21 protein-coding genes are annotated in these 24,013 nt (G+C 68.0%); 13 read left to right on the top strand and 8 right to left on the bottom strand.

The annotated features are described in order from the left end of the window. The first annotated feature begins 37 nt into the window (after positions 1-37). From EP007_RS15845 to EP007_RS15855, 3 genes are read left to right on the top strand one after another with little or no spacing between them, the layout of a single operon-like run. Positions 38-1,498 carry a DUF58 domain-containing protein gene (locus EP007_RS15845; protein ID WP_128478742.1) on the top strand — a complete coding sequence of 487 codons (1,461 nt, stop codon included), beginning with the start codon at positions 38-40 and terminating at the stop codon, positions 1,496-1,498. Continuing rightward, on the top strand, positions 1,498-2,004 hold the full coding sequence (locus EP007_RS15850; protein WP_128478743.1) for a hypothetical protein: 507 nt from the start codon (positions 1,498-1,500) through the stop codon (positions 2,002-2,004). The genes EP007_RS15845 and EP007_RS15850 overlap by 1 nt, the downstream gene beginning before the upstream one ends. Next, on the top strand, positions 1,997-3,004 hold the full coding sequence (locus EP007_RS15855) for a hypothetical protein (protein ID WP_208023624.1): 1,008 nt from the start codon (positions 1,997-1,999) through the stop codon (positions 3,002-3,004). The genes EP007_RS15850 and EP007_RS15855 overlap by 8 nt, the downstream gene beginning before the upstream one ends. Before the next feature lie 8 nt (positions 3,005-3,012). On the opposite strand, the gene EP007_RS15860 is transcribed toward EP007_RS15855, so the two are convergent. The 3 genes from EP007_RS15860 to EP007_RS15870 form a co-directional block, all read right to left on the bottom strand. Continuing rightward, a complete protein-coding gene (locus tag EP007_RS15860; RefSeq protein WP_128478744.1) occupies positions 3,013-4,017 on the bottom strand; it encodes an AAA family ATPase in 1,005 nt (334 codons plus the stop codon). A 76-nt stretch (positions 4,018-4,093) separates the two neighbouring features. Beyond that, complete coding sequence (locus EP007_RS15865) at positions 4,094-5,251, bottom strand: DUF4350 domain-containing protein (protein ID WP_128478745.1); 1,158 nt, start codon at positions 5,249-5,251, stop codon at positions 4,094-4,096. Between the two features lie 226 nt (positions 5,252-5,477). Next, complete coding sequence (locus EP007_RS15870) at positions 5,478-6,944, bottom strand: sulfatase-like hydrolase/transferase (RefSeq protein ID WP_128478746.1); 1,467 nt, start codon at positions 6,942-6,944, stop codon at positions 5,478-5,480. Positions 6,945-7,051: 107 nt separating this feature from the next. Here EP007_RS15870 and EP007_RS15875 point away from each other — a divergent pair, with 107 nt between their 5' ends. Genes EP007_RS15875 through EP007_RS15885 form a run of 3 tightly spaced genes read left to right on the top strand, consistent with a single transcriptional unit; the run spans position 7,052 to position 11,442 of the window. After that, complete coding sequence (locus tag EP007_RS15875; RefSeq protein WP_128478747.1) at positions 7,052-8,191, top strand: DUF1616 domain-containing protein; 1,140 nt, start codon at positions 7,052-7,054, stop codon at positions 8,189-8,191. Further along, complete coding sequence (locus tag EP007_RS15880) at positions 8,192-9,622, top strand: flippase (protein ID WP_128478748.1); 1,431 nt, start codon at positions 8,192-8,194, stop codon at positions 9,620-9,622. Next, positions 9,619-11,442, top strand: a complete 1,824-nt coding sequence (locus tag EP007_RS15885) for an LTA synthase family protein (protein ID WP_128478749.1) — start codon at positions 9,619-9,621, stop codon at positions 11,440-11,442. Before EP007_RS15880 ends, EP007_RS15885 begins: the two co-directional genes overlap by 4 nt. On the opposite strand, the gene EP007_RS15890 is transcribed toward EP007_RS15885, so the two are convergent. Further along, on the bottom strand, positions 11,384-12,544 hold the full coding sequence (locus EP007_RS15890; protein ID WP_128478750.1) for a glycosyltransferase: 1,161 nt from the start codon (positions 12,542-12,544) through the stop codon (positions 11,384-11,386). The genes EP007_RS15885 and EP007_RS15890 overlap by 59 nt on opposite strands. Positions 12,545-12,810: 266 nt before the next feature. Here EP007_RS15890 and EP007_RS15895 point away from each other — a divergent pair, with 266 nt between their 5' ends. Both EP007_RS15895 and EP007_RS15900 read left to right on the top strand, forming a co-directional pair. Beyond that, positions 12,811-13,695: an alkaline phosphatase family protein gene (locus tag EP007_RS15895; protein WP_128478751.1), complete on the top strand. Its 885-nt coding sequence runs from the start codon at positions 12,811-12,813 to the stop codon at positions 13,693-13,695. 2 nt (positions 13,696-13,697) lie between these two features. After that, complete coding sequence (locus EP007_RS15900; RefSeq protein WP_128478752.1) at positions 13,698-14,897, top strand: glycosyltransferase; 1,200 nt, start codon at positions 13,698-13,700, stop codon at positions 14,895-14,897. Here the strand turns inward: EP007_RS15900 and EP007_RS15905 are convergent. Continuing rightward, positions 14,875-16,113, bottom strand: a complete 1,239-nt coding sequence (locus EP007_RS15905; RefSeq protein ID WP_128478753.1) for a glucosamine inositolphosphorylceramide transferase family protein — start codon at positions 16,111-16,113, stop codon at positions 14,875-14,877. The genes EP007_RS15900 and EP007_RS15905 overlap by 23 nt on opposite strands. Then, a complete protein-coding gene (locus EP007_RS15910; RefSeq protein ID WP_243700491.1) occupies positions 16,110-17,429 on the bottom strand; it encodes a carboxylate--amine ligase in 1,320 nt (439 codons plus the stop codon). Before EP007_RS15910 ends, EP007_RS15905 begins: the two co-directional genes overlap by 4 nt. Positions 17,430-17,817: 388 nt before the next feature. Between EP007_RS15910 and EP007_RS15915 the strand changes: the two genes are divergently transcribed. Then, positions 17,818-18,108 (top strand): hypothetical protein, encoded by a 291-nt coding sequence (locus tag EP007_RS15915; protein ID WP_128478754.1) that lies wholly within the window; start codon positions 17,818-17,820, stop codon positions 18,106-18,108. Positions 18,109-18,122: 14 nt separating this feature from the next. On the opposite strand, the gene EP007_RS15920 is transcribed toward EP007_RS15915, so the two are convergent. Continuing rightward, positions 18,123-18,377, bottom strand: coding sequence for a hypothetical protein (locus EP007_RS15920; RefSeq protein ID WP_128478755.1), 255 nt, complete (start codon positions 18,375-18,377; stop codon positions 18,123-18,125). 224 nt (positions 18,378-18,601) lie between these two features. On the opposite strand from EP007_RS15920, the gene EP007_RS15925 reads away from it, so the two are divergent. Further along, a complete protein-coding gene (locus EP007_RS15925; protein ID WP_128478756.1) occupies positions 18,602-19,774 on the top strand; it encodes a hypothetical protein in 1,173 nt (390 codons plus the stop codon). Between the two features lie 53 nt (positions 19,775-19,827). On the opposite strand, the gene EP007_RS15930 is transcribed toward EP007_RS15925, so the two are convergent. Beyond that, positions 19,828-20,757: an alkaline phosphatase family protein gene (locus tag EP007_RS15930; RefSeq protein WP_128478757.1), complete on the bottom strand. Its 930-nt coding sequence runs from the start codon at positions 20,755-20,757 to the stop codon at positions 19,828-19,830. Between the two features lie 335 nt (positions 20,758-21,092). Between EP007_RS15930 and EP007_RS15935 the strand changes: the two genes are divergently transcribed. The 3 genes from EP007_RS15935 to EP007_RS15945 are packed head-to-tail and all read left to right on the top strand — an operon-like array spanning position 21,093 to position 23,979. Then, the gene (locus EP007_RS15935; RefSeq protein ID WP_128478758.1) at positions 21,093-22,337 is read left to right on the top strand and encodes a glycosyltransferase family 2 protein; all 1,245 of its coding nucleotides are present in this window, start codon (positions 21,093-21,095) and stop codon (positions 22,335-22,337) included. Then, positions 22,334-23,581 (top strand): glycosyltransferase family 4 protein, encoded by a 1,248-nt coding sequence (locus tag EP007_RS15940; protein ID WP_128478759.1) that lies wholly within the window; start codon positions 22,334-22,336, stop codon positions 23,579-23,581. Before EP007_RS15935 ends, EP007_RS15940 begins: the two co-directional genes overlap by 4 nt. Continuing rightward, a complete protein-coding gene (locus EP007_RS15945) occupies positions 23,578-23,979 on the top strand; it encodes a hypothetical protein (RefSeq protein ID WP_128478760.1) in 402 nt (133 codons plus the stop codon). The genes EP007_RS15940 and EP007_RS15945 overlap by 4 nt, the downstream gene beginning before the upstream one ends. The last annotated feature ends 34 nt before the right edge of the window (positions 23,980-24,013 follow it).

The raw sequence follows: 24,013 nt of genomic DNA on the forward strand, positions 1-24,013 counted from the left end.
AATAGCTTGAACTACGGATGCGTCGTGCGTGGTTTCGATGGGGGTTACTCGCGGCTACTGGGGAGAGTTCGGACTCGTCGTCGCCACGACCGGAGCGGCCGCGCTGTTCGCGGAACCGCTCTTGCTGGTCGGGGCGGCGGGTGTCGGCGGCTGGCTCGTCGCGCGCCAGTACGCCTTCGTCCGGGCCGTCACCGAGGCGGCCGCCTCGCTCGACATGACCCAATCGCCCAAGCGCGACCGACTCGGCGAGGACGATTCGGTAGAGGTCGCGCTCGACGCGACACTGCCCGACCCCGCGCCCTTCGGACTCGACATCGAGGCGGACGTTCCCGTCGGCGTCGAGACCGACGACGCGAACGCGACGGCGACGCTTCCGGCGGGCGAGCGCGAGGCGACGGCGACGTTCGAGGCGCGCTGTCCGCTTGCCGGAGAGTTTCGCTTCGGCCGACCGACCGTTCGGGCGACCGACGACTCCGAGCGGTTCACCGCACGCTTCGCGGCGGGCGAGACGGCGACCGTGACGGTGGACGCGCGCGGGCCTCGGGACCTCCACGTCGGGTCCGGCGGCGACGTCATCGACACGCCCTACGGCGACCTCGACACCGGCGAGCGCGGCGTCGGTCTCGACTTCGCGGAACTCCGGTCGTACGTCCCCGGCGACGCGGTGCGCAACATCGACTGGAAGGCGACCGCACGTTCCGACGGGGCCTACGTCCGTACCTACGAGACCACCGCCGAGCGCCGCACGGTCCTGCTACTCGACTGCCGGAGCGCGATGGCGACCGGGCCTGCGGGCGCGAAGACGTTCGACTACCTCCGGCGGTTCGCGCTCGGCGTGGTGGAGTACGCCCGCCAGCGGAGCGAACCGCTCGGTCTCTACGCGGTCGGCGACGAGGGACTGGTGGCGAATCGCGTGCCCGCCGCCAACGAGGAGACGTACGCCGAAATCGAGGACCGACTCCGCGAATTTGCACCGGGGGACGGGGACGACTTCGGCGAGCGCGCCTGTTCGGAGCGCGCGCCAGCGGGCACCTCGCCCGCCGTCGCACGCCAGCGCGCCCGACTGCTCCGGGGCGACGACTCGGCCTACGCCGAGCGACTGGAACCGTTCTTCTCGGCGGCCGACCCCTACGTCGCGCGCATCGAGGGCGACCCGCTCTACGGCGCGGTCCGGACCGCCCTCTCTCGACTATCGGGGAGCGTGACCACCGTCGTCCTGACCGACGATTCGAACCACGCCCGGACCCGCGCGGCGGTGCGGACCGCGGCCCGCGGCGACGGCACCGTCCTCGCCTTTCTGACGCCGACCGTCCTCTTCGAGCGCGAGAGCGCCGACCCGGAAGCGACCTACGAGCGATACGCCGACTTCGAGCGATTCCGGCGCGAACTCGCCAACGAGCGGGGCGTCGCGGCGTTCGAAGTCGCGCCCGGCGACCAACTGTCCCGACTGCTGGCGGACCACCGCGCGCGCCGCCGGTCCGCGGAGGCGAGCGAGTGATGGCCGGAGTCGCCGATTCGACGCCGGACCGAAATCGCCTCACCGACCGGAGCGACCTCGCGGAGCGAAGTCGCCTCGGCGGGGCCAGCGTCCTCCTCGCCGCTGGCGCGTTCGTCCTGTTCGCTGGCGCGCCCGGCATCGCGGCGGCCGCGGCACTGCTGGCGGTCTGGGTCGCGCTCCCGGCGACCTACGCCTTCGCGCTCGGCAACGTCGCGCTCGCGGCGCTCGTCGGAAGTGGGAGCCTCGTCGAACTCGCGGTCGTGGAAGCCTGCCTGCTCGGAGTCCTGCTCGCTCCGGCGGGCCGCCTCGCCGCGCCGGGTCGTCCGGTGGTCGTCGCGGCGGGCGGCGCGGCCGCGGGCGCGGCGCTCGCGTGGGCGACCAGTCAGGGGGCGCTCGGTCTCGGAACGGCCGGACTCGCAGTGGTCGCGGCGACCGGACTCGGCGGCTACGGCCTGCACAGGTACCAACTCGTGACGCTCGACTCGGCGGGTGGTGGCGATGAGTAACGACGGGCGACTCGACCGGAACGACCCGCTCGGGTGGAACGGAGACGGCCAAGAGGACGGGAATGAGTCCGCAGGCGCGGACCCCGAGGAGCGCGTCGAAGACCTCGCGGCGCAGGTGGAACTGCTAACCGAGGAGAACGCGCGCCTCCGCGAGGAGTACCTCCGCGCCCGGCGGAGCGATTACCGCCAGACTGCGGCGGGGCTTCTCGGGGTCGGACTAGTCGCAGTCCTCGGGGCGGTGGCGTTCCCGAGCGCCCGAGAGGTCCTGTTCGCGCTCGGCGGGACCGGGATGTTCGGCGCACTCTTGACCTACTACCTGACGCCCGCGCAGTTCGTCGCGGCCGAGACCGGCGAGCGCGTCTACCGGGCCGTCGCGGCGACCGGCGCGGAGTTGGTCGGCGAACTCGGCCTGCGGGACGAGCGCGTCTACGCGCCCGCACCGGCGACGGGCGAAGAGTTCTCGAACGTGCGACTCTTCGTGCCCCAGCGCCGCAACTACGCGGTTCCGGACCCCGAAGCCCTCGACTCGCTGTTCGTGGTCACGGACGACGAGCGCGAACGCGGCGTCTCGATGGTGCCGACCGGCGGGTCGCTCCACCGCGAGTTCGAGTCGGCGATGGCCGACGAACTCGCCGCGACTCCGGCCGGGGTCGCCTCGCAACTGACCGACGCGCTGGTCGAGAGTCTGGAACTGGTCGAGAGCGCGACCGCCGAGACCGACGCGGAGCGCGGCAGGGTCGCCGTCGAACTCTCCGGGAGCGTCTACGGCGCGCTCGACCGCTTCGACAACCCGGCCGTCTCGTTCCTCGCGGTCGGACTGGCCGACGCGCTCGACGCGCCCGTGACCGTCGAGGTGACACCCGCGGAGGGCCGGGCCGACTTCGTCGTGACCTGCGAGTGGGACCCCGAGAGCGTGCGGGCGGACAGGGCGGAAGTGGAGTCAGAAGCGGAAGCGCAAGAAGAAGTGGAAAGGAAAGAGGACGAAGAAGCGGAGGCGTGAAACGCGCGCTACGACTCGCCAGCACTCGTCTCCGGTTCGCCCGCCGCGTCCGAGTCGGGCGTCTCGTCGGGACCGCCCGGCGGTTCGACGGCGGCCACCACGTCGGCGACCACGTCGGCGACGGACACGTCGCTCAGTTCCGCCTCGGCGCTCAGGGTCAGGCGGTGGGCGAGCACGGGGTCGGCCAGCGCCTTCGCGTCGTCGGGAATCACGTAGTCGCGCCCGCGAATCGCGGCGCGGGCCTTCGTCGCGTGGAGAAACGAGAGCGCGGTCCGGGGCGACGCGCCGTATTCGAGGTCCGGACTCTCGCGGGTCGCGCCGATCAAATCGAGCAGGTACTCCTTGACGGCGCGCTCGACATGTACGTCCGCGACGGTCTCGCGGGCATCAAGAATCTCCGCGGTCGAGACGACCGGCGACACGTCGTCGGGACCGAGGTCCGGCGACTCGTCGAACCGGTCGAGCAGGGCCATCTCCTCCTCGGCGTCGGGCATCCCCACGGTGAACTTGAACTGGAAGCGGTCGCGCTGGGCGATGGGGAGTTCGTAGGTCCCCTCCATCTCGATGGGGTTCTGGGTGGCGACGACAAAGAACGGTTCGGGGAGCGATAGCGTCTCTCCCTCGATGGTGACCGCGCCCTCCTGCATCGCTTCGAGCAGGGCCGACTGGGTCTTGGGCGTCGCGCGATTTATCTCGTCGGCGACGACGAGGTTGGCGAACACCGGGCCGCGCTGGAGGTCGAACTCGCCGGTCGCTTCCCGGTAGACGTTCGTCCCCGTGATGTCCGCCGGGAGGATGTCGGGCGTCATCTGGATGCGGTTGGCGTCCATCCCGGTCGCCTCGGCGAACAGGAGCGCGATGGTCGTCTTGGCGACTCCAGGCACGCCCTCCAGCAGGACGTGGCCCCGCGTCAGCAGCGAGATGGTGAGTCCTTCCACGACGGTCTCGTTGCCGACCAACACGGTCCCCGTGCGGTCTCGCAGGTCCTCGTAGATAGCGGCCGGTTCGGTCATCGTCCACCCTCACCACGCGGAGTCGGATAACTCGCGGGGTTACTCCCGGATACTGGGCGCGTTCCTCCGAGACACCCTACCGGTCGCGGCGTCGGTGGAGCGCCGCCGCGACTCGCTCGACGCGCTCGGGGTCCCAGTCGGGATGCCTGCGTTCGAGGTGCGCGACCAACTGGTCTCGCGTCGGGCGGATGCCGACCGCCGGACCCTCGCTCCTCTCACCGATTTCACCGTTGAATCCACCGACGATTCCGCCGCCGGACGCGCGCTGCCACTGCCGGGAGAGCGTCGCCGTCGCCGCCGAGAGCAGGTCCGGGCGTCTCGACCAGACCCCCAAAATCCCGACGACCGCGACGCCCGCCGCCAGCGTGAGCCACGCCGACTCGCGGACGACCAGCAGGGCGACCACCAGCGGCGGCAGGCCCGCGGCGTGCGAGTAGTCCAACAGCACTCGGTCGTGGCCGGACAGGAGCGCGGCGACGAACGCCCGATTGCGACCCTCCTCGACCATCGCGTCGATGAACGCCGACGAGTCCGAGACGACGACGACCCGGCCCGCGCCCAGTCGCTCGGCGGTCACGACCGGCGCGGAGGTCAGATTCTCGCTCGGGCCGAGTCGCCCGTTCCGGTCGGCGTCGAGGTAAGCGTAGCCAGAGGTGTTGTAGACGACCGTCGCGCCGTTCGGTTCGACCGCGGTACCGTGGTTCAGTGTCACCGAGTCCGCAGCGTCACTGGCTCCGGTCCGGAGTCCCGCGAAACTACCGGCCCGGAGCGAGGCGTTCGGAACGCGCGAGGCCACCGGCATCGCCGGAGTGCGGTAGTTTGACCGCGGGTCCCGGAGCGGGCGGCCGTCGAGGCGCGCGCTCGCGCCCAGCACGCCGAGCAGTTCGTTCGCGTGTGAGTCCGAATCGCTCGCCACGACCAGCGTGCCGCCGTTTCTGACGAACCTGCTCACGCCCACGAGTTCCGACGAGGCGTACCCCGAGTCGGGCGACAGCACGAACGCCACGGTCCCGTCCGCGGCCCCCGAGTCGTACGCGCCGGTCTCGTGCGCGAGGACGACCTCACCCCGCTCGCTCGCCAGCGCCCGGAAGTCGCTCGCGCCGTCCCAGTCGTCGTTGTACGGACTGAGCGCGGCCGACGACGAACTTCCGGCCAGCACCGCGACGACGAGGACCGACGCCGCGAGGGCCGCGAGGACTATCTGCGGAATCGAGAGGTCGAAGTCAGTCGGCACGGGGTCGCCTCCCGGAGGACGGCGTGGGACTCCACCTCGCGGATAGCGCGACGGCGGTCGAAGAGTCCGCAGTCGGCGCGACCGCTTCTGCGGTCGCGCGGACCGCGCCGCGACTGTGTGGCGATTCGGGGGCGTCCATCGTGACGCCGAGGCTACGCGGTCGCCCGTGGAAAATATCTCGGCGTAATCGCCGCGTAACCGTCTCGCTCGGACTCATCGGGACCACTCAGAGATAGCCCAACTCCTCCAACTGCCGTTTGGTTCCCGCCTCGATGTCGGTCTCGCCGCCCGCTCGGTAGTCGAGCGGACCGAGTTCCTCGCGGGCACGCTCGCGGAGTCGGTCGGCGATGTCGGGGCGCTCGGCCGCGAGATTCCGGGACTCCGCGGGGTCGGCGGTCAGGTCGTACAGTTCCTCGGTGCGGTCGGTCCCCTCGATGAACTTCCAAGCGGGCGTCCTGACGGCTCTGAGCGCCCGGTCGAACGTCGAGATGTCGTTGGGCACCTCGTCGTAGCGGTCCCGAACCGCGTCGATTTCGGGTTGGGGGTGCAGGTACTCGCTGACCGCGAACTCCCGGTCGGAACCGACGTCCTCGCCGTCGGCGAGGACGTTCCGCGAGGTGGGCGCGTCGAGCGCGGCCGGGTCGATCCCGGCGAGCGAGAGGACGGTCGGGTAGAGGTCACGGAGTTCCACGGCGTCCTCGCAGGTGACTCGTCGGTCCTCGCTGGGGAGACTGACAATTAGCGGGACGTGGACCAGCGTGTCGTAGAGACAATACTGATGGTCCATCAGGCCGTGGTCGCCGACGTTCTCGCCGTGGTCGCCGACGACGACGACGGCGGTGTCGTCGAGTTCCCCCGACTCGTCGAGGAAGTCGAACAATTGCCCGAGTCGGTGGTCGAGATAGCGGATTTCGGCCTTATAAATCCCGGTCAGAATCTCGAACTCCGCGTCGGTCCGCTCGTCCGCGCCGGTGATGTGCGCCCACGCGTCCTGATTTATCGTCTCGGCGCGGGCTATCTGGTCGTCGGTCAGGAACTCGCGCTGGAACCGCTCGGGCGGGTCGTAGGCCAAATGGGGTTCCATGAAGTTAGCAAACGCGAAGAACGGCCGGTCGCCCTCGCGCGACCGGAACCACGTCTTCATTCGGCGAACAGTCCGGCGCGCCCCCGAGTCGTACGTCTCCCGAAGAAACTGCATGTAGAGCGCGTTTGCGACCGTCTTCGGGGCGCTCGGCGACAGCAGTTCCGAGGCGAGTTCCCGGAGTTGGTCGGACCGCGCCTCGATTTTGGCGATGGACGCGAGGTCCGCGCCCTCCAAGAACAGTTTCCAGCAGGGCGAGAACTCCTCGAAGCCCTCAAAGCCGAAACTCGGCGAAATCCACGGATTGTTCGAGAACGCCGCGGTCCGATACCCCATCCGGCCGAGTCTGGCGGGGAGCGAGTGGTCTCCGGCGTCGTAGTCCTTGCGCCCGGCGTGGGCGACGTGGTCCGAGGGTCGCCAACCGGTGAACATCGAGGCGTGGGAGGGGAGCGTCCACGGCGCGTTCGCCGTCGCGTTCGTGAACCTGATTCCCGAGTCGGCGAACTCGGCCAGTCGCGGCGCTACCGCCTCGGCGTCGTCGCCGAACACCGTCGCGGCTCTGGCGGTGTCTAACACGACGAACAGCACGTTTGGGCGACGCATCGTAGCCATTGTCGGCGGTTCTCACCATATCTCTAACGGTCACACGGGGGAGAATTGGGCGATTTCTCGGCGTTACGGCCTGACCACTTTTGTGGGAGAACGTCGAACCCACGCCGATGAGTGGACGACCGCATCTGCCCCGGCGAGTCGGACGGCTACCGGCCGACCTCGCGGCGGTCGCGGCGCTCGACGCGCTGGCGGTGCTGGCGCTGTTCGTCCCGGCCGTCCGAGCGACCCCGGTTCGCGCGGTGCTGGGTCTGCCGTTCCTGCTGGTTCTGCCGGGGTACGCGCTCGTTTCAGCGCTCTTTCCCGAAAATCAGGTCGCGCTCTCGGCCGGGCAGTTTGGGCGGTCGGAGCAGTCGGAGGGAACCCCCTCGGACGACCCCGAGGAGGACGCGCAGAGCGACCCCGGCGTGTTCCTGCGCCACGAGTTAGACGGCGTGGAGCGACTGGGGCTTTCGGTCGGAGCGAGCATCGTCGTCGTCGCGGCCGTCGCGCTCGCGCTGGACCGCTCGGCGGGCGGTCTCGGAACGTCTTCGCTGGTCGCCTCGGTCGGCGCGTTCACGCTCGGTCACGCGCTCGTTGCCGTCCGGCGGCGCGAGCAGTTGCCCGAGGGCGAGCGGTTCGCGGGCACGCTCGGCGCGAGCGTCACGGCCGCTCGCGCCGAGCTGTTCGGTCCGGAGACGAAGGTGGACGCCGCGCTCAACGTCCTCGTGGTCGTGAGCCTCGTCCTCGCGGCCGGGGGCACCGCCTACGCCGTCACTACCGAGTCCGGCGACGCGGGCGACACCGAACTCTACCTCCTCGCGGAGAACGACGACGGCGCGCTCGTCGCCGACAACTACCCCGACACGCTCTCGGAGGCGCGACGGAATCCGCTGGTCGTCGGCGTCGAAAACGGCGAGGGCGACCCGGCGGAGTACACCGTAGTCGCCCAACTCCAGCGGGTGACGGGACCGCCGAGCGCGACGACGGTCGTCGCGGAGCGCGAACTCGCCCGGTACGGAGTCCGCGTGGTCCCCGGCGAGTCGTGGGAGACGCGCCACGTCCCGCGAGCGCGGATGCGCGGCGACAGGTTGCGACTCGCCTACCTGCTCTACCGCGGGGAGCCACCGGCCGACCCGAGCGTCGAGAACGCGGAGCGCGAGGTCCACCTCTGGCTGAACGGGACGCAGGGCGGAGCGGAGGCGAGCGGTCAAGCGGGAACGACCGCGCCGGAGACGGACGCTCCCCAAACGCTCGGGAGGTGGTCGTGAGTGGACATCGCTCGCTCGACGGCGAAACTCTACCTCGCGCAACTCGGCGGGTCGGCGCTCGTGGCCAGCGGTCTCGTCTTCTTCTCCAGAGAGTTGGGGGCCGCGACGATGGGGGTGTTCTTCCTCTTTCAGGCAGTGTTGGAGATGCTGATGGTCCCCGCTGACTTCGGTCTCAGAGGGGCCGTCGAGAAGCGCATCAGCGAGGGCGAGCGTCCGCCGGACATCCTCACCACCGGTCTGGTGCTGAAGGTCGGTCTCGCGCTGGCCGCCGTCGCGGGCATCTTCGCGTTCCGAGGGCAGTTGAACGAGTACATCGGCGCAGAGTTGGCGCTGTACCTCGCGGTCGGGGTCGTCCTCCGGGAGTTCTCGTGGCTGATGATGCGCGTGCTAAAGGGCGAACTCCGGGTCGAGGAGACCGCGACCCTGAAGTTCGCCCAGAAGGCGGTCTGGATACTCGGCGGGGGCGCGCTGGTGTACCTCGACTGGGAAGTCGAAGGGCTTGTCTACGGCCTGCTGGGCGGGTTCGCGGTCGTTCTCGTCTGGGGGACGTGGAAGGTCTCGACGCCGCTCGGCCGACCCTCCGCCGAGCGCGCGCGCTCGCTGGTGGACTACTCGAAGTACAACGCCGTCACCTCGGTGCAGGGCTACGTCGGCAACTGGCTCGACATCGTGTTCATCGGCTTCTTCCTCAGTCAGACCCACGTCGGGGCCTACGAGGTGTCGTGGCGGGTGACGACGTTCGTCCTGCTGTTCAGCAAGGTCATCGCCCAGAGCATCTTCCCCCAAATCAGCGAGTGGAGCGGCGAGGACGCCCACGGGCGCATCGAGAGCCTGCTCACCTCGGTCATCACGCCGTCGGTGTTCTTCCTGATTCCGGCGTTCGTCGGCACCGCCCTGCTCGCCGAACCCATCCTCGAACTCGTATTCGGGACCGAGTTCGGCATCGCCCGCGTCGCGTTCGTCGTACTGATGGGGTTCACGCTGGTCAGGGGCGTCGGCGTCGTCTTCGGCCGGGCGCTCGGCGCGATAGACCAGCCGCGACTCGCGGCCATCTCGGGAGTTTCGGCGACCGTGACGAACGTCGTCCTGAACGCGGTGCTGGTCTTCCAGTTCGGGCTACTCGGCGCGGCGACGGCGACGCTGGTCTCGGCGTTCGTCGGCACCGCGCTCGACGTGCGATTCCTCTCGCGGCACGTCGCGGTGCGGTTCCCGGTCACGGAGCTGAAATACTGCGTCGTCTCCGCTGGCGTGATGGGTGGGGTCGTGTTCGTCGCGCGCTCGGGCATCGGCGTCGGAACACTGTGGGAACTGCTCGCGGTCATCGCGCTCGGCGCGGCGACCTACGGAGGACTGATACTGCTGTTCCGTCCACTCCGGACGCGCGTCCTCGGGACGCTCCCCACGGGGCGCTTGGAGAGGTGGTCGCCGTGAGTTGGCTCCCGTCAAGTTGGACGACCCGAACCGGCGCGCGGACCGAGACCGGACGGGTCGCAACTCGTGCGAACGCGGTCAAGATACTGCTGATACTCGGGTCGGTCGCCGTGCTGAACGCGGTGTACCTCTGGTCGTACCGTGGCGCGCTCTCGGGGTTCACCTTCGCGCGCCTCGGCGTCCTCAGCACCCACGTCCGCAACGACCTCTTCCTGATGGAGGCGACGGCGTCGTTCCCCTTCGGCGCGTACTACCTGCGGTCGCTTCAGGCCGTCCTCGGCGGGAGTCTGGTGGACGCGCTCTATCTCCCGGTCATCCCGCTGGTGAGTCCGCTGTTCATCTACCCCTTCGTCCGCCTGTTCTTCGACAACCGGAGGGTGGCCGCGCTGGCGACGGTGCCGATGTTCCTGCTGGTGTTCGCCGACACCTACCACTTCCGGGCCTACGAGATGGGAAAGCTGTTTTTCCTTCTGTTCGTGTTCGCCACCGCGCTCTTCCTCAACGACTTCGAGAAGTACCGATACCGGTTCGGCCTGCTCTCGATGCTGTTCTACCTCGGGGTGAAACTGTTCGCGCCGCCGATGGAGGTCTGGGCCGTGACGTGGGTCGGCTTCCTCGTCCTCTTGGCGCTGTTCCGGCGACTGTACCGCGGCGACCTGACCATCACCCGGCGGACCGTCGCGCGACTGGTCGCCCTCGAACTCACCTTCGTCGTCCTGCTGTTCGCGTACAACAACAAGTTCTACAACCAGTTGCTCGTGGACTTCCCGCTGACCGGCGAGAACATCCTCTACTCGGTGTTCGCGCTCGCGTCCGTGCTGGCGTCGGACCCCGTCACCGTCGAGAGCCAGTACGTCGCCGTCTCGGAAGCGCCGCGCCTCCTGCAACTGGGCAACGTCCTCACGTTCGTCGTGATAGCCATACCGTGCGCGCTGGTCCCGCTCTCGCGGCTGATTCGCTCCGGGCCGTCGTTCGTGTTCCGGAACGCCCGCGAACTGCTCGCCGTGTCGCTGTTGGCGACCTACTCCGAGGACCTACTGTTGTACTCGCTGGTCGGGTCGGGCATCCAGCTTCGGTACGTCGAACTGGTCTTCCCGGCGGTAGCGCTGTACTACTACGCCGACGCGTCGCTGGGCGACCTCGTTCCCGCGGCGTCGCTCCGCAAGGCGATGCCCGCCGCGCTCGCGGTCCTCCTACTGACGAGTTCGTTCGCGGTGGGCTACGAGTACGCCAACGAGACCCAGCGCCAGTACGTGAACGAGGACGCCGCGAACGCGCTGACGGCGTGGCTCTACGACTACCGAACCGGCGAGGAGATAACGACCGACTTCCACACGTTCGGCACCGTCGTCGCCCACTCGGGCATCCAGTTCGGCGAACCCTACGTCACGAACTTACAGCGAATCGAACCGGAGACCTACGAGAAACTGGATAACGCCGAGACCGACGACAGCTACCGGATGAACTACTTCGTCGTCAACCGCCGAACCATCGACCAACCAGTCATGCGTGGGCCACCGACGTGGACGAACTTCGAGCCGCTGGAGGGCTACACCGACGCGATGAACGCCGAGCGGTCGCTCGGCAAGGTGTACGCCAGCGACACGTTCCACGTTTATAAGGCGGGCGCGATGGGTGGAGGGGACGGAGCGGACGGAGCGGTAAACGAGTCGGCGAATGAATCGAGGAATGGGTCTGCAAGCGCGGTGGCCGAGCGCGCGCTGGCCAGCGCGCGCTCGGCCGCCCTGCTGGAGAAGCCGGTTACAGCACTTCTTCGGCCAGATACGTCTCGAAGTTCTCGACGTATCGCTCCTGACTGAACCACTGGACGACCGTCTCGCGGGCGTTGCGACCCATCCGCTCGCGCAGGTCGGGTTCACTCCCGAGTCGGGCGAGGGCCGCCGCGAGGTCGTCGGCCGACCCCTTCGGGACGACGAGACCGTTCTCGCCGTGCGCGACGAGTTCGCGGGTGCCGCCCGCTGGCGTCGCCACGACGGGGACCCCCAGCGCGAACGCCTCCAAGATGCTCCGGGGAAGCCCCTCGTTGTACGACGGCAGAACGAAGATGTCGATTGCCGCGAGCAGGGAGGGCACGTCGTCGCACCACCCGAGGACAGTGGTTCGGTCGGCGATGCCTGCGTCCGCGACGCGCCGACGGATGGTCTCGCCGTAGTCGCTCCCGTGCTTGTACGCCTCGTCGGAGGCCTCGCCCGCGAAGACCAACTCGAAGTCGTCCAGCGAGTCGGCGACGCTCCCCACCGCGTCAACGAGGTGGTGCTGGCCCTTCCGGGGTTGAATCGTGGCGACTTCGGCGATGACCGGCCCGTCGCGGTCGGCGAAGGGGAATCCAGACGGGTCGGCGTTGGCGGGCGAGAACTCGTCCAAATCGACGCCGGTGTAGATGGTCGTCGCCTTCCCGTCGCGGGTCAGCGCCCCGTCGAATCGAGTCTTGGTCCCCTCCGAGATGGTGATAACGTGGTCGGCGAGCGCGTGCGCGAGTGCGTCGAGGACCGAAATCGGGGTGTCGATGCGGACGTACCAGAGAATCGGTATCCCGAGGAGCTTCGCCGCCGGGCCGAAGAGGACGACAGCCTTCAGGCTGTTGCAGTAGACGGCGTCGTAGTCGCGTTCGCGGAGGTAGCGCAGGATTCGGCGCTGATACGTCGTCACGCCGGTGGCGGTGTCGAGAACCGACGCCGGGTGCGCGTCGAGCAGTTCGTCGCCCGGCCGGTCGAGTTTCGAGGGGAGACCAACCACGTCCACCGAAACGCCGCGCTCGCGGGCCTCGGCCGCGAGCGCGCCCTCGCTCGGGACGACCAGCGTCGCGTCGAACGAGTCGGTGTCGGTGAGCAACGGGAGCATCGACTGCTGTGCGCCCGTCACGCTCTCGTAGTACGGTTCCACGAAGGCGATACGCGTCACGGAGACACAGAGGCGAGAGCGCCACTTAGTAATGGCCCGCCTATCGGCGGCGTCGCCGACCGAGTGTCACGACTCGAAGCGGAAACGCGAGATGAACGACTCCGGAGCGAAGGCAGCCCCCGATTTCGGGCACTACATTGATAGTGATGCTCGTCGAACTCCTGTCCGAACCGTACCGTTCGCACCCGAGACCGCGGTCTGGGGGTTTCGAAGGCGAAGCCGAATCGGGGCGAGCGCGACGACGACCTATCGCCGAACTGAACTCCATGTACGACTTACAGAGTTTGCGCACTGGGCTACGGTACCCCTCGAAGATAATCTCGGAACTGAACCGACTGTACGCCCAGCGACGCTTCGGGGTCCGGTACAACCCGCAGGGAATCGACATCTTCGAGGAGGACTGGGACAACCTCGTCGTCCTCGACGCCTGTCGCTACGACGAGTTCGAGCGCCGGACCGACCTGCCGGGAACGCTCGAAACCCGAACGTCGCGGGCCAGCACGACCCACCAGTTCATCCGGGGGAACTTCGCGGGGCGGACGCTCGACGACGTGGTGTACGTGTCGGCGAACGGCTGGTTCGCCAGCCTCAAAGAGGAAATCGACGCGGAGGTCCACGAGTTCATCCACGTCGAGCGCGACGCGGTGGACGGCCTGACGAGTCGGCCCGAGACGGTCACGGAGACCGCGCTCGACGCCACCGAGCAGTACCCGAACAAGCGTCTCCTCGTCCACTACATGCAACCCCACCAGCCGTATCTCGGGCCGACCGGCCAGCGGTTGGACCACGACGGCGCGCTCTACCAGACCATCGAGAACAACGACGTGAGCCGCGAGGAAATCGTTCGCGCGTACCGCGAAAATCTCGACCTCGTCGCCGAGGAGGTCGAACGATTGCTGACCGAGTTGCAGGGCAAGAACGTCGTCACCGCCGACCACGGCGAACTGCTGGGCGAGCGGACCGAGCCGATTCCAATCAGCTACTACGGCCACCCCGACGGCGTGTACGTGGACGAACTCGTGACGGTCCCGTGGCAGGTCCACCAGAACGGCGAGCGCAAGGAAATCGTCGGCGAAGCGGCGTCGGCCCGCGACGACTACGACACCGAGGCCGTGGACGAGCAACTGCGGTCGCTCGGGTACAAGCTCTGACCGTGGCGGGGACACCCTCGCGCGGACGAACTCCCGGCGGAACGTCCAACAGTCGCGCCGAGGGCGACGCTGAGGCGGGCGAACTCCGCGTCTGTCACGTCGTCCCCGCGCTCGGCGACGGCGGCGTGCAGAATCTGCTTCTGAACATGGTAGAGCATGCTGAGAGCAATGTGAAGCATGCCGTAAGCTACGTCAAGGAGTTGGAAACGTCGCTCGAACCGGCGTTCGAGGCGAAGGGCGTCCCGACGGCGAAGGTCGGCCGAGCGCGGACCTTCGACCCGCGGGCGGCCGCCACGTTAGCCCGGTACGTCCGCGCCAACGACGTGGACGTGCTTCACGCGCACCTGCCGTGGCAACAGGTCGTCGCCAGACTGGCCGGTCTCGCCACCGACGCGGCGGTCGTCAGTACGCACCACAACCTGGGCGACAACAGCCACCCGGCCGTCCTCGCGGCCGAGCGCGCGACCAGACTCCTCGACGCGGCGACGGTGGCCGTCTCGGAGGCCGTCGCGGAACGCTACGCCGGGCGGTGGCCGCCGGGCGGCGACCGGTGGCGCGTCGTCCACAACGGCATCGACGTGCGCGAGTTCCGCGAGGCGGTCCGGTCGCGCGACCCCGACGAGAAGACGAGCAAAACGACGTACCTCCACGTCGGCCGGTACATCCCCGGCAAGGCCCAGCGCGACCTCCTCGGAGCGATGGCGAGCGTCGTCGAGCGACACCCCGACTCGCACCTCTACCTCGTCGGGTGGGGCGACCTCGAAGAGACCCTGCGAGAGACCGCCGACCGCCTCGGCATCGCGGCGAACGTCTCAGTGACAGGCTACCAGAGCGACGTGGAGGACTACTACGCGAGGGCCGACGCCTTCGTGTCGAGTTCGCTCTCGGAGGGGTTCCCGATAACGTACATCGAGTCGATGGCCGCCGAACTCCCAATCGTCTCGACGGCGTTCGGCGGGGCCGCCGACATCGTGGCCGACGGCGAGACGGGGTTCGTCGTGCCGACCCGCGACAGGGCGGCCCTCGCCGAGGCGATGACGACGCTACAGGACGCCGAGACGCGCCACCAGATGGGTCGGGCGGGCTACGAGCGCGCGGAGGAACTGTTCGACGTGGCGCGCACCGAAGCGGCGTACGGCGAGATATACCGGGAGAGCGTCGGTGGCGCGACCGGAGGATTCACCGCAACGAGTCGGGACTGAGCCGATTCGTTTCCTCGCGCGACTCTGGGGACTGCGGGACCGACGCCGCGCTCTCGTACATTCCGATAGACCAGTTGTGGCCGAAGACACTCCGGCCGAGACCGATGTTGCCGTCCACGGCGCACCGCCACCGCTCGCCGTCGAACCACGGATCGACGTGGTGCATCTTCCCGGAGTTCCACCCGACCGACGAGTCGTCGGCCCGAACCGTCGGCGACGAGTCGAGTTCCGCGTCAGCGTAGCGTTCCGGCGAGAGGGCCGTAATCTCGAAGGCCCGGACCTGCTCGCCGTAGCCCGAGATGCACTCCTGAACGAAGAGGACGATGCGGTCCTCGCAGACGATTGGCCGACCGCCGGGCCGGGCCGCGCGCGGTCGGTCCCGAACGACCGGGTTCCCGGCGTGAGGTTCCCAGTCGTCGGCCCGGAGCGTCGGCGAGTGGAACGCGTAGAGGTCGCGCTCGTCGCCCGCGACGGCCCACCAGCGGTCGTCCCACCGGAAGACCACGGTGTCGCTCACGGCGTCGTCGAGCGACAGTATCGTCGCCGCCTCGGTCCAGTCGTAGGGGAACTCGCGGGCCTCGTAGAGCCGAATATCGGCGGTTCCTGACCCCTTGTCCCACGGGTCGGGAACGAGGTAGTGGGTGCCGTCCCACTTGAACACGTAGGGAAAGGAGAGGTGTACGTCGGTCCCCAACACGACCCGGTCGTACTCCCACGCGGACCCGCCGTCGGGACTGGTCGCGTGCCCGATGACGGCGGTCGGGTCGGCGTCCCGGTTGAAGACCTCGAAGAACATGTGCCACTCGCCAGCGGACGTAACGAAGAGGAACGGGTCGGCCACGCCGCCCGCCCGCCCGAAATCGGTCACGTCGCGGGCCGTCAGGATTGGGTTGGCGACGCCCGGCGACGGCCGGAGCGCGAGCGGGTCGAACGGAGCGTCGCGGTAGGGGTACGTCGGAATCGTCTCGCCGGTGTGCCACGGGGTTGCGGGCGAGGCCGTCCACCCGGCGTCGGCGGCCGACGACTGCCCGAGCTGCCCAAGCGGCGACTGCCCGGACCGCCCAGACTGCGACTGGCCGAGCATCCGCGGGGCGGTGTGGTGGAGCGTCCCGCCGACCCGCCAACTCAACTGCCGGAACGCCCGGACGTTGCCGAGTCGCGCCCGGAGAAACTGGACGACGCCGTCTCGGAGTTCTGCGGGTGAGTTCCAACTCATCGCTCGAAGTCGGGGTCGTTTACCTCCAGTCGGGAACATTGGGGCGGGTCGCCCGCCACCGGGGGCGAGTCTGCCTCCACGTCGGGACCGAGGAGTCGGGTCGCCAGTCCCGCGATGCGGTTGCCCGCGTACCGGGCGAACGGCGCGGGGTCGGTCAGGTCGAGGTAGTCGAAGCGCGGATGGCGAACCAGCGAAGTCGCCACCTCCGCCGCCGTCGCCGCGAACGACGGACGCTCGACCAGCGGAACGTCGTCGCGGAGGATGCTCAACAGGTGGCTCGCTTCCCCGCTCAGGAGGTGGCCCGCCGCACCGACCTCGTACTCGCAGTCGATGCGCTCGCGCTCGCCGTTCGCCAGCAACCACGCGTAGTACGGGAAATCCGCGCCCGCCTGCACGGTGAACGGGAGCGACGACCAGAACCGCGGGTTGACCTCCATGAGTTCGAAGTCGCCGGTCTCGGGGTTGCGCAGGAACTCGACCATCGCCACACCGTGCCAGTCGAGGTGGTCGAGCAGTCGCGTCCCGAGTCGCTCCAGTTCCGGAATCGAGACCGCCTGCCGGAACGCGCTCGCGCCGCCGCTGTAGTGGACCCCCCGAATCTGGCGGTGCTGGAACGTTGCGACGGCCTCACCCTCGTCGTAGAGCGCGAAGAAGCCGTACTCGTCGGTCGAACCCAGATACTCCTGCACGATTGGAACGTGGTGCATGTCCGCTACCGTCCGGTCCACGTCCGGGTGCTCGCCCACCGAGAGATACCGCGTCGTCGGCGGTCGGGCGAGTCCGTAGGACTCGCCCTCGGGAGTCGTCGCCCCCTGCTCGCCGCGGTCGGTCGGCAGGACCGAGTACCGGCCCTTCAGAATCCACGGGCGCGACCAGTCCGCACAGTCGGTCAGCAGGTGCGTCTCGGGCGTCGGGACGCCGACCTCACAGGCGGCGTCGTAGAGTCGAATCCGGTCTTGGACCGCCCGGAGCGTGTCGAACTCCGGCCACGGCGTGCCGACGTGGTCGGCGAACTCCTCGCGGTACTTCGAGAGGACGTACACGTCCTTCTCGCGGACCGGCAGGACGGTCCGAACGTCCTCGCGGCGCGAGACGGCCAACAGCGCCTCCGTGTACGCGACGGCGTTCCGAGACGGCGACGGCACGACGCGCGACTCGTCGCAGTACCGCGACCGGAACGCCTCGGTGGACTCGTCCTCGGAGACGAGGACGGACCGGAGTCCCCGGCGACTCAGCGACCGCGCGCATGCGAGCGAACTCGGGTGGGAAATCGCGGGGACTACCGCTCCGGCCACCGACCCCTCGTGTAAAGACATATCGCTAGTATAACCGCCACGACTGGTCTCGTTATAGAAGTTGCACCCCGTTGATAGCCGACGCGAGCGTTATTCGCTCCATAAATAGACGGGTTTCTTATACACGCTCCGGGCGCGCCGCGTCCGTCGCTGGGTCGGCTATCCGCTTCATCGGGGTGGGCCGCCCGCTTATTGTCGTCGGTCACGTACCCGGTTTAGGACACATGCCATCGCTCGACCGCCGCGCGTATCTCGGCGTCGCCGCGGTGCTGACGGCGTCACCGCGGTGCTGACGGCGTCGCCGCGGTGCTGACGGCGTCGCTGGCCGGATGCTCGCGGAACGACGCCGACGAACCCACCGACCGGGAACCGCCCCCGGAGACCCAGAACCCCGACTCCGAGAGCGAGCGTGACCCCGATTCGCGGGGCGGAGAGAGGACGCTTTCGGCGGGCGCGCCCCCGCGACGCCGGAGTCGAGGCCACCGCCGCCCTCGTCCGCGTCTCGACGCCCGAGGGGTCGCGTCTCACGGCGATTCGGGGCGGAAACAGGGGTGCGGCGGTGACGCTGGTCGCCGACCGACCGCTCCGAATCGTGAGCGGCGAGGGGAACCTCCGACTCGACGGCGGGCGAGAAAGACGACTTCGGGCCGACGACACCGTCACGTTCGTCCACGGCGGCGACCGATGGCTGGAGCGGTGACCATTTCTTGCGAGTCACAGTTTCCCCGCGACGCGGTGGAAGACGGCGTATCCGAACGCGACGACGACGAGCAACACGAACCACTTCAGGCGGCGTCGCCACTCGGGCGAGCGAGTCGCGGGTGCCGTGAGCGCCACCAGCGCCAGAAAGCCGACGAACGTAACGAACGCGAACGCTTGTAGGGACATGAGACCGAAGAGCGCGAGTCCCACCACGCCGAGGAGCATCCACGACACCTGAGCGAGCAGGAACTCGTGGCGTCGGAGCATCGACGACCGCGGTACGCCCCGCGATTGCATGTAAGTACCGGCCGAGAGGCGGTGGGACCGAGTAGGATACTAATCATAGCTTTTAACAGCCTATTTCCTACGATAGGAATTTATTACTCCTAGATACCTAAATATCCGAATATTGTTACGGAAGATTGATGAAGAGGTGTTGCAAACCGAGTTCCCGTAACCCCGTCGCAGACTGCTCGGGTACGACGCCCTCCATGTGGGAGTGCGGTCGGGGCGAGTGGGAGAGCGCCCGGCAGTCCAGCGGCGGGTCGAACGAGTTGGCATCTATGACAGAGAATCATAAATATCAGACTCCCTCGAAGGGAGCGAACGATTGGCACATCCCCATCAACGAGAACTTCGCGGCGCTCGACTCCGACGTCGAAATCCGCGACGCCGCCCAGAACCGCTCGGAGTACGAACCCAAGCAGGGCGCGAAGTTCCTCGCCACCGACTCCGGCGAGCGCTTCATCGGCGACGGAAGCCAGTGGACGAGCCTCCCGTACCCCGGTTCCAGCGACAGCACCGCCACAAGTTCGCCGGAGAACTACGACGGGAGTCGTCCGCTCGTCAGCACCGGAAGCATCAGCGTCAGCGTCGGGAGCGGCGGCGACTACGACAGCATCCAGGCCGCCATCGAGAACGAGTTCCCGTGGCTCATCCGCCACAAGGTCAATATCAACGTCAGCGACGGGTCGTACGACGAACACGTCGTCGTCCCGCCCTACGTCGCAAACTGGACGGAGTCGCCCACGCAGAGTAGCAAGGGCGAGCGCGTCCCGATAACCATCGAGGGCAATCAGTCCTCGCCGAGCAACTGCCAAATCGGGTCGTTCACCGTGTCGGGTGGCGTCGGAACCATGCAACTGCGCGGGTTCGAGTTCACCAGCAACACCGAGGCAGGCGGTCTCGACAACGAGAGCGCACACGTCGCCAACTACCACACCGACAAACTCGGACTGGTCAACTGCCAGTCCGGCGGGAGCGCGAAGCGATTCATCATCGCGTACAACGGCCGCGTGGCGACTCGCCAGACCATCGACGCGGGCGACGGCAACGTCGAGGAGTACGTGAAAGTCAAGAACAACGGTCACTACCAGACCGGCGGCGGGAGTAGCGTCTCGGGGACCGCCACCTCAAACGCCTACGTGGTGGACAACGGTATCGTCCACTTCAACAGCCACGACGATTCGACGCTCACCGGGAACAACGGACTCGTCCGCCAGTTCGAGGGTCCACAGAACGACGGCGGGTTCGCCTACGACGAAGGAAACGGCCGGATGTGGCTCGCCGGAGAGGCCCGCGGGATAGTGGTCAAGGACACCAGCACCGGCGCTGAGAGTGAAATCGTCGTCACGGACGGAAACGTCACCGCCAACCAGATATAGCGCGCTCACCGCGTCTGGGGCGGGTCTGACGTACGGTCGGCCCGCGCCCGGATTCACATCTCGACGTAACCGAGGTCGGCGAGTCGGTCCGAGACGGTTTCGTCGTCGATGCCGTCGGCATCGGCGTTCGCGCGGGACTCGCCGCTGACGATTTCTCTGCGCTCGTCGGCCTGTTGAACTAGCCACGGCACCCGGACCAGCGAGTCGGTGTAGAGTTTCGGCGGATGACCGTAGAACGAGTGGGGAATCGGGCGAGCGCGCTCGCCGAACATGTTTCCGTGGTCGGCGGTCACGACGGTCCGGTCGTCGAGTTCGCCGACCAACTCCTCGACGTGCGGGAGAGCGCGTTCGAGATTCTCCTCGAAGAGGTCCCAGAGTCGGCGACGCGAAATGTCGAGTCGGCCGTGGTTGAGTTCGTGCCAGAAGCTCTTCTGGTTCTCGGCGTCGTCGTGGAGATGCTTCTTGTCGAACTCGGTGTCCGACTCGATGAAGGGGTAGTGCGGTTGGATGTAGTGGACGAGGAGGCGCTTGTTCGGATACTGCTGGGCGGCGTCGAGCGCGTACCGAGTGGTCGTCTCGGGCAGGACCGTCTTCGCGTCATCGTGCCACCCCGCCTCATTCCAGACGTTGACGACTTCGTGGAACTCGGCGTCGATGTCGTCGCGGTGGTAGTAGTAAATCGGACTCGCCGTGACGTAGACGGTGTCCGAGAGGTCTCGGCCGTCGCAGTTGGCCTTCAGAAACTCAGAGGTGTTCGACCCCCGCGAAATCTTGGTCTCGATGTCGCCCGAGAGCGTGTTCGCCGCGCGGAACTGGTCGTCCCGACAGGCGTCGAGGACGACGAGGCTGTCCCAGTCCTCCGCGAAGACGTTCGTCCCTTGCGTGTTGTACTCGCGGCGGTCCATGCGCGTGAAGTAGAGGCTGTTCAGTTTCTTGATGATTAAACTCGGGGGGTACGGGAGCACCTCGGCGAGCGTCTGCATAGAGAGCCTACACACCGTCATCACGTTTATGCGTGGTGCCTAGCGAGGGCGGTCGCTCGTTCGCCCCCGAAGCGTCGCTCGTCGGCCGGGAAACGACGACCGAGAAAACGAGCCATTACCTCCCGAAAGGGTCCGGTTGGGAGCGAGCGCGGCGGTTCGTGACGCCAGCGTCCCCGGACGACGACCGCCACCGGAACGAGTCGAGAAACGACGGAATACTCGATGGAAACGCGAAATTCCGACCCGTATCGCGGATTGTAGCTCTCGGCCGGGGACGATAGTGGCCAGATAACAAAGGACGCGAGAATCCACGGTTCACGCGAGGAGATGGGGAAATGGGGGTACTATCGTCGGACCCGGAGTCGGTCGAGCGCGACCGCCGCGATTCGCGCCCGGCTATCGGTCTGATAGCGACTGAGTCGAACGGCGAATCGGTCGAGCGTGCGGTCCGGCGAGCCAGTGACCTCGGGTACGAGGTCTTCGTCGCGCCCGACCGCGAGGAGACGGCCGAGTTCCTCCGGGACGAAGACGGAACCGTCGTCCGTCCTGACAACGGAAACGACGACGACCTGCGCGTCGCGCTGGCCGCGGCCGCTCGCAGTAACGACTACCCCGGACTCGTCCTCTCGGAGGGCGTAGACGGCCGAATCGACTACACGCGAAGCCTCTCGACGTTTCGTGCGCGAGATTCCTATGTGGTCCCCGCAGTCAAGAGAGACAACGTCCGCGCACAGGGGACCGACCCCATCGTCGCGGGCATCCCCGCGTACAACGAGGCCGAGACCATCGCCCAAATCGTCGAGGTGGCGACCGAGTACGTCGATGAGGTGGTCGTCGTGGACGACGGGAGCGCCGACCGGACCGCGGAACTGGCGCGGCGAGCGGGCGCACTCGTTGTTCGACACTCCACCAACAGGGGGAAAGGGGCCGCCCTGAAGAGCGTCTTCGACTACGCTGAGCGCCGGTCGTGTTCTGCGCTCGTCCTGCTCGACGGCGACGGACAGCACCTTCCCCGAGACATCCCCGCCGTCGCCCAACCGGTCCTCGACGGCGGTGCCGACGTGGTCATCGGAAGCCGATACCTCCGGCGAGGGATGGGTTCCGAGACGCCGTTCTACCGGCGGGTCGGCCAGCGAGTCCTCGACCGGAGCATCGCGTTTCTGTTCGGCGTCTCGGTCACGGACACCCAGAGCGGGTTCCGGGCGCTGTCGCTCGACGCCGTCGAGGACATCACCGTCCGGACGAACGGGATGGCCGTCGAAACCGAGATGCTAGACGCCGCGAACCGCAACGACCTGACCATCGCCGAGCGCCCGATACGCGTCCAGTACGACGTTCACAACGGCCAGACGTACAACCCGGTCCGCCACGGCGCGGCGGTCCTCGGGCGAATCGTCCAGTTGGTCGCCAGACGACTGCTGGAACGGTCGTCGCGCGGCCGGGCCGACCGTCGAGCGAGCGACGCCGACCGAACGACCGAGGGCGAGCGCGTGGCGCGTCGGCGCGAACGCGCCGCCGCGCCGACCGACACGACCGGAGACGACCGGAGCGCCAACAAGAGAGAGCAGTCACAACGATGACCGACAGGCGAGACCCGACACCGAGACGCGACGCATCAAGGAACCGAGAGCGACCCCTGCGGATTCTCCGGGTGACCAGCGACATCCACCCGGAGGTCCCCGGCGGACTCGGACTGCACGTCCACAGTCTCTCGAAGAAGCAGGCCGAGATGGGCCACGACGTGACGGTCCTCACGTCCGACCACGGCGACCGGTCGCTCCCGCGGACGGCGGTCCGCGACGGCTACGCGCTGAAGCGCCACCGCGAGGTGGCCAGTCCCGTGGACAACAGCATCGTCCCCGGACTCGCCAAGTCGCTGTGGGACCTCGCCGACGAGTACGACGTGGTTCACGCCCACTCCCACCTATTCTTCTCGTCAAACGTGGCCGCGCTCGTCGCCTCGCTGACCGACGCGGCGCTGGTCGTCACCAACCACGGCCTGTTCTCCCAGACCGCGAACCGGTGGGTTCAGGAGGTCCACCTCCGCACCGTCGGCCGGAAAACGTTCGACGCCGCCGAACGCGTGTTCTGCTACTCGGAGACCGACCGCGACCGCTTGCAGTCCTACGGCGTTCAGACGCCGGTCGCGGTCGTTCGGAACGGCATCGACTGCACGACGTTCCGGCCGGTAGAGAGCGACGAGAGCGAACGGGCCGGGGAGAGAAATGACAACGGCGACACACTACTGTTCGTCGGGCGACTGAAACCCGGCAAGGGCGTCGGGGTCCTACTGGAAGCGATGGCCGAGTTGCGCGAGCAGTTTCCCGACCTGACGCTCCGGGTGGTCGGCGACGGCCCGCTCCGGGCGTCGTTAGAGGAGTACGCCGCCGACTGCGGCGTGGCCGACCGCGTAACCTTCGCGGGGTGGCGCTCCCAGGAGGACCTTCCGGCGGAGTACGGCGCGGCCAGCGTCTTCGTCCTGCCGAGTCTGAGCGAGGGGTTCCCGCGGACCGTCCTCGAATCGCTGGCCTGCGAGACGCCAGTCGTGACCACCGACCTGCCGCAGCTCGAATCGGTCCTCGACGGCGTGGGCCTGACCGTACCACCGGAGTCGCCGGGGATGCTGGCGTCGGCGGTCGGCGAACTGCTGGCCGACGACGAGCGCCGCGAGCGGATGGGTGCGGCGGGTCGCTCGCTCGTCACCGACCGCTACTCGTGGGACCGGACCGTCGAGCGAACGACCGCGGCGTACTACGACGTGCTGGACGCCGAACCGCCAGCGGAAGCGAGTCCAGTCGCCGAGGGGAGGACGCCCGAGAGATGACGGTCCGCGTCGAGACGACGACCGACGCCGAGGCGTGGGACTCCTTCGTGGACCAGTCGCCACAGACCGGCTTATTCCACCAGTACGACGCGCTCGCGGTGCTGGCCGACCGCTTCGACGCGACGCTCCTCGAAGCGACCGTCGCCGACTCCCGCCTCACTGACGAGGCCACGGGGCGAGCGTGGCAGTCCGAGATTCCGGCCGACCGGACGGCCATCTGCGAGTCGGTCCGCTTCGGCGTCGAGCGGTCGAAACCGGGCGAACAGTTCCGGGCGATTCCGGACCACGAGCGCGAGGAACTGCTCGGGAGTCTGCCCGACGACTGGGAGGAGTTCGACGCGACCCAATCCGTCAGCCCCGCGGTCGAGCGACAACTGGAAACGCTCGGGTACCGCTGAGACCCGCTGGCGGTCTCGACCTCGAAAAGCCAGC

Source organism: Halorussus pelagicus (assembly GCF_004087835.1).
Classification (GTDB): domain Archaea; phylum Halobacteriota; class Halobacteria; order Halobacteriales; family Haladaptataceae; genus Halorussus; species Halorussus pelagicus.

Excerpts from the sequence above, each read along its gene's own strand:
- EP007_RS15845 (WP_128478742.1), top strand. The coding sequence starts at position 38 with ATGGGGGTTACTCGCGGCTACTGGGGAGAGTTCGGACTCGTCGTCGCC.
- EP007_RS15850 (WP_128478743.1), top strand. The coding sequence starts at position 1,498 with ATGGCCGGAGTCGCCGATTCGACGCCGGACCGAAATCGCCTCACCGAC.
- EP007_RS15855 (WP_208023624.1), top strand. The coding sequence starts at position 1,997 with ATGAGTAACGACGGGCGACTCGACCGGAACGACCCGCTCGGGTGGAAC.
- EP007_RS15860 (WP_128478744.1), bottom strand. The coding sequence starts at position 4,017 with ATGACCGAACCGGCCGCTATCTACGAGGACCTGCGAGACCGCACGGGG.
- EP007_RS15870 (WP_128478746.1), bottom strand. The coding sequence starts at position 6,944 with ATGGCTACGATGCGTCGCCCAAACGTGCTGTTCGTCGTGTTAGACACC.
- EP007_RS15875 (WP_128478747.1), top strand. The coding sequence starts at position 7,052 with ATGAGTGGACGACCGCATCTGCCCCGGCGAGTCGGACGGCTACCGGCC.
- EP007_RS15895 (WP_128478751.1), top strand. The coding sequence starts at position 12,811 with ATGTACGACTTACAGAGTTTGCGCACTGGGCTACGGTACCCCTCGAAG.
- EP007_RS15905 (WP_128478753.1), bottom strand. The coding sequence starts at position 16,113 with ATGAGTTGGAACTCACCCGCAGAACTCCGAGACGGCGTCGTCCAGTTT.
- EP007_RS15910 (WP_243700491.1), bottom strand. The coding sequence starts at position 17,429 with ATGTCTTTACACGAGGGGTCGGTGGCCGGAGCGGTAGTCCCCGCGATT.
- EP007_RS15920 (WP_128478755.1), bottom strand. The coding sequence starts at position 18,377 with ATGCTCCGACGCCACGAGTTCCTGCTCGCTCAGGTGTCGTGGATGCTC.
- EP007_RS15925 (WP_128478756.1), top strand. The coding sequence starts at position 18,602 with ATGTGGGAGTGCGGTCGGGGCGAGTGGGAGAGCGCCCGGCAGTCCAGC.
- EP007_RS15930 (WP_128478757.1), bottom strand. The coding sequence starts at position 20,757 with ATGCAGACGCTCGCCGAGGTGCTCCCGTACCCCCCGAGTTTAATCATC.
- EP007_RS15935 (WP_128478758.1), top strand. The coding sequence starts at position 21,093 with ATGGGGGTACTATCGTCGGACCCGGAGTCGGTCGAGCGCGACCGCCGC.
- EP007_RS15940 (WP_128478759.1), top strand. The coding sequence starts at position 22,334 with ATGACCGACAGGCGAGACCCGACACCGAGACGCGACGCATCAAGGAAC.
- EP007_RS15945 (WP_128478760.1), top strand. The coding sequence starts at position 23,578 with ATGACGGTCCGCGTCGAGACGACGACCGACGCCGAGGCGTGGGACTCC.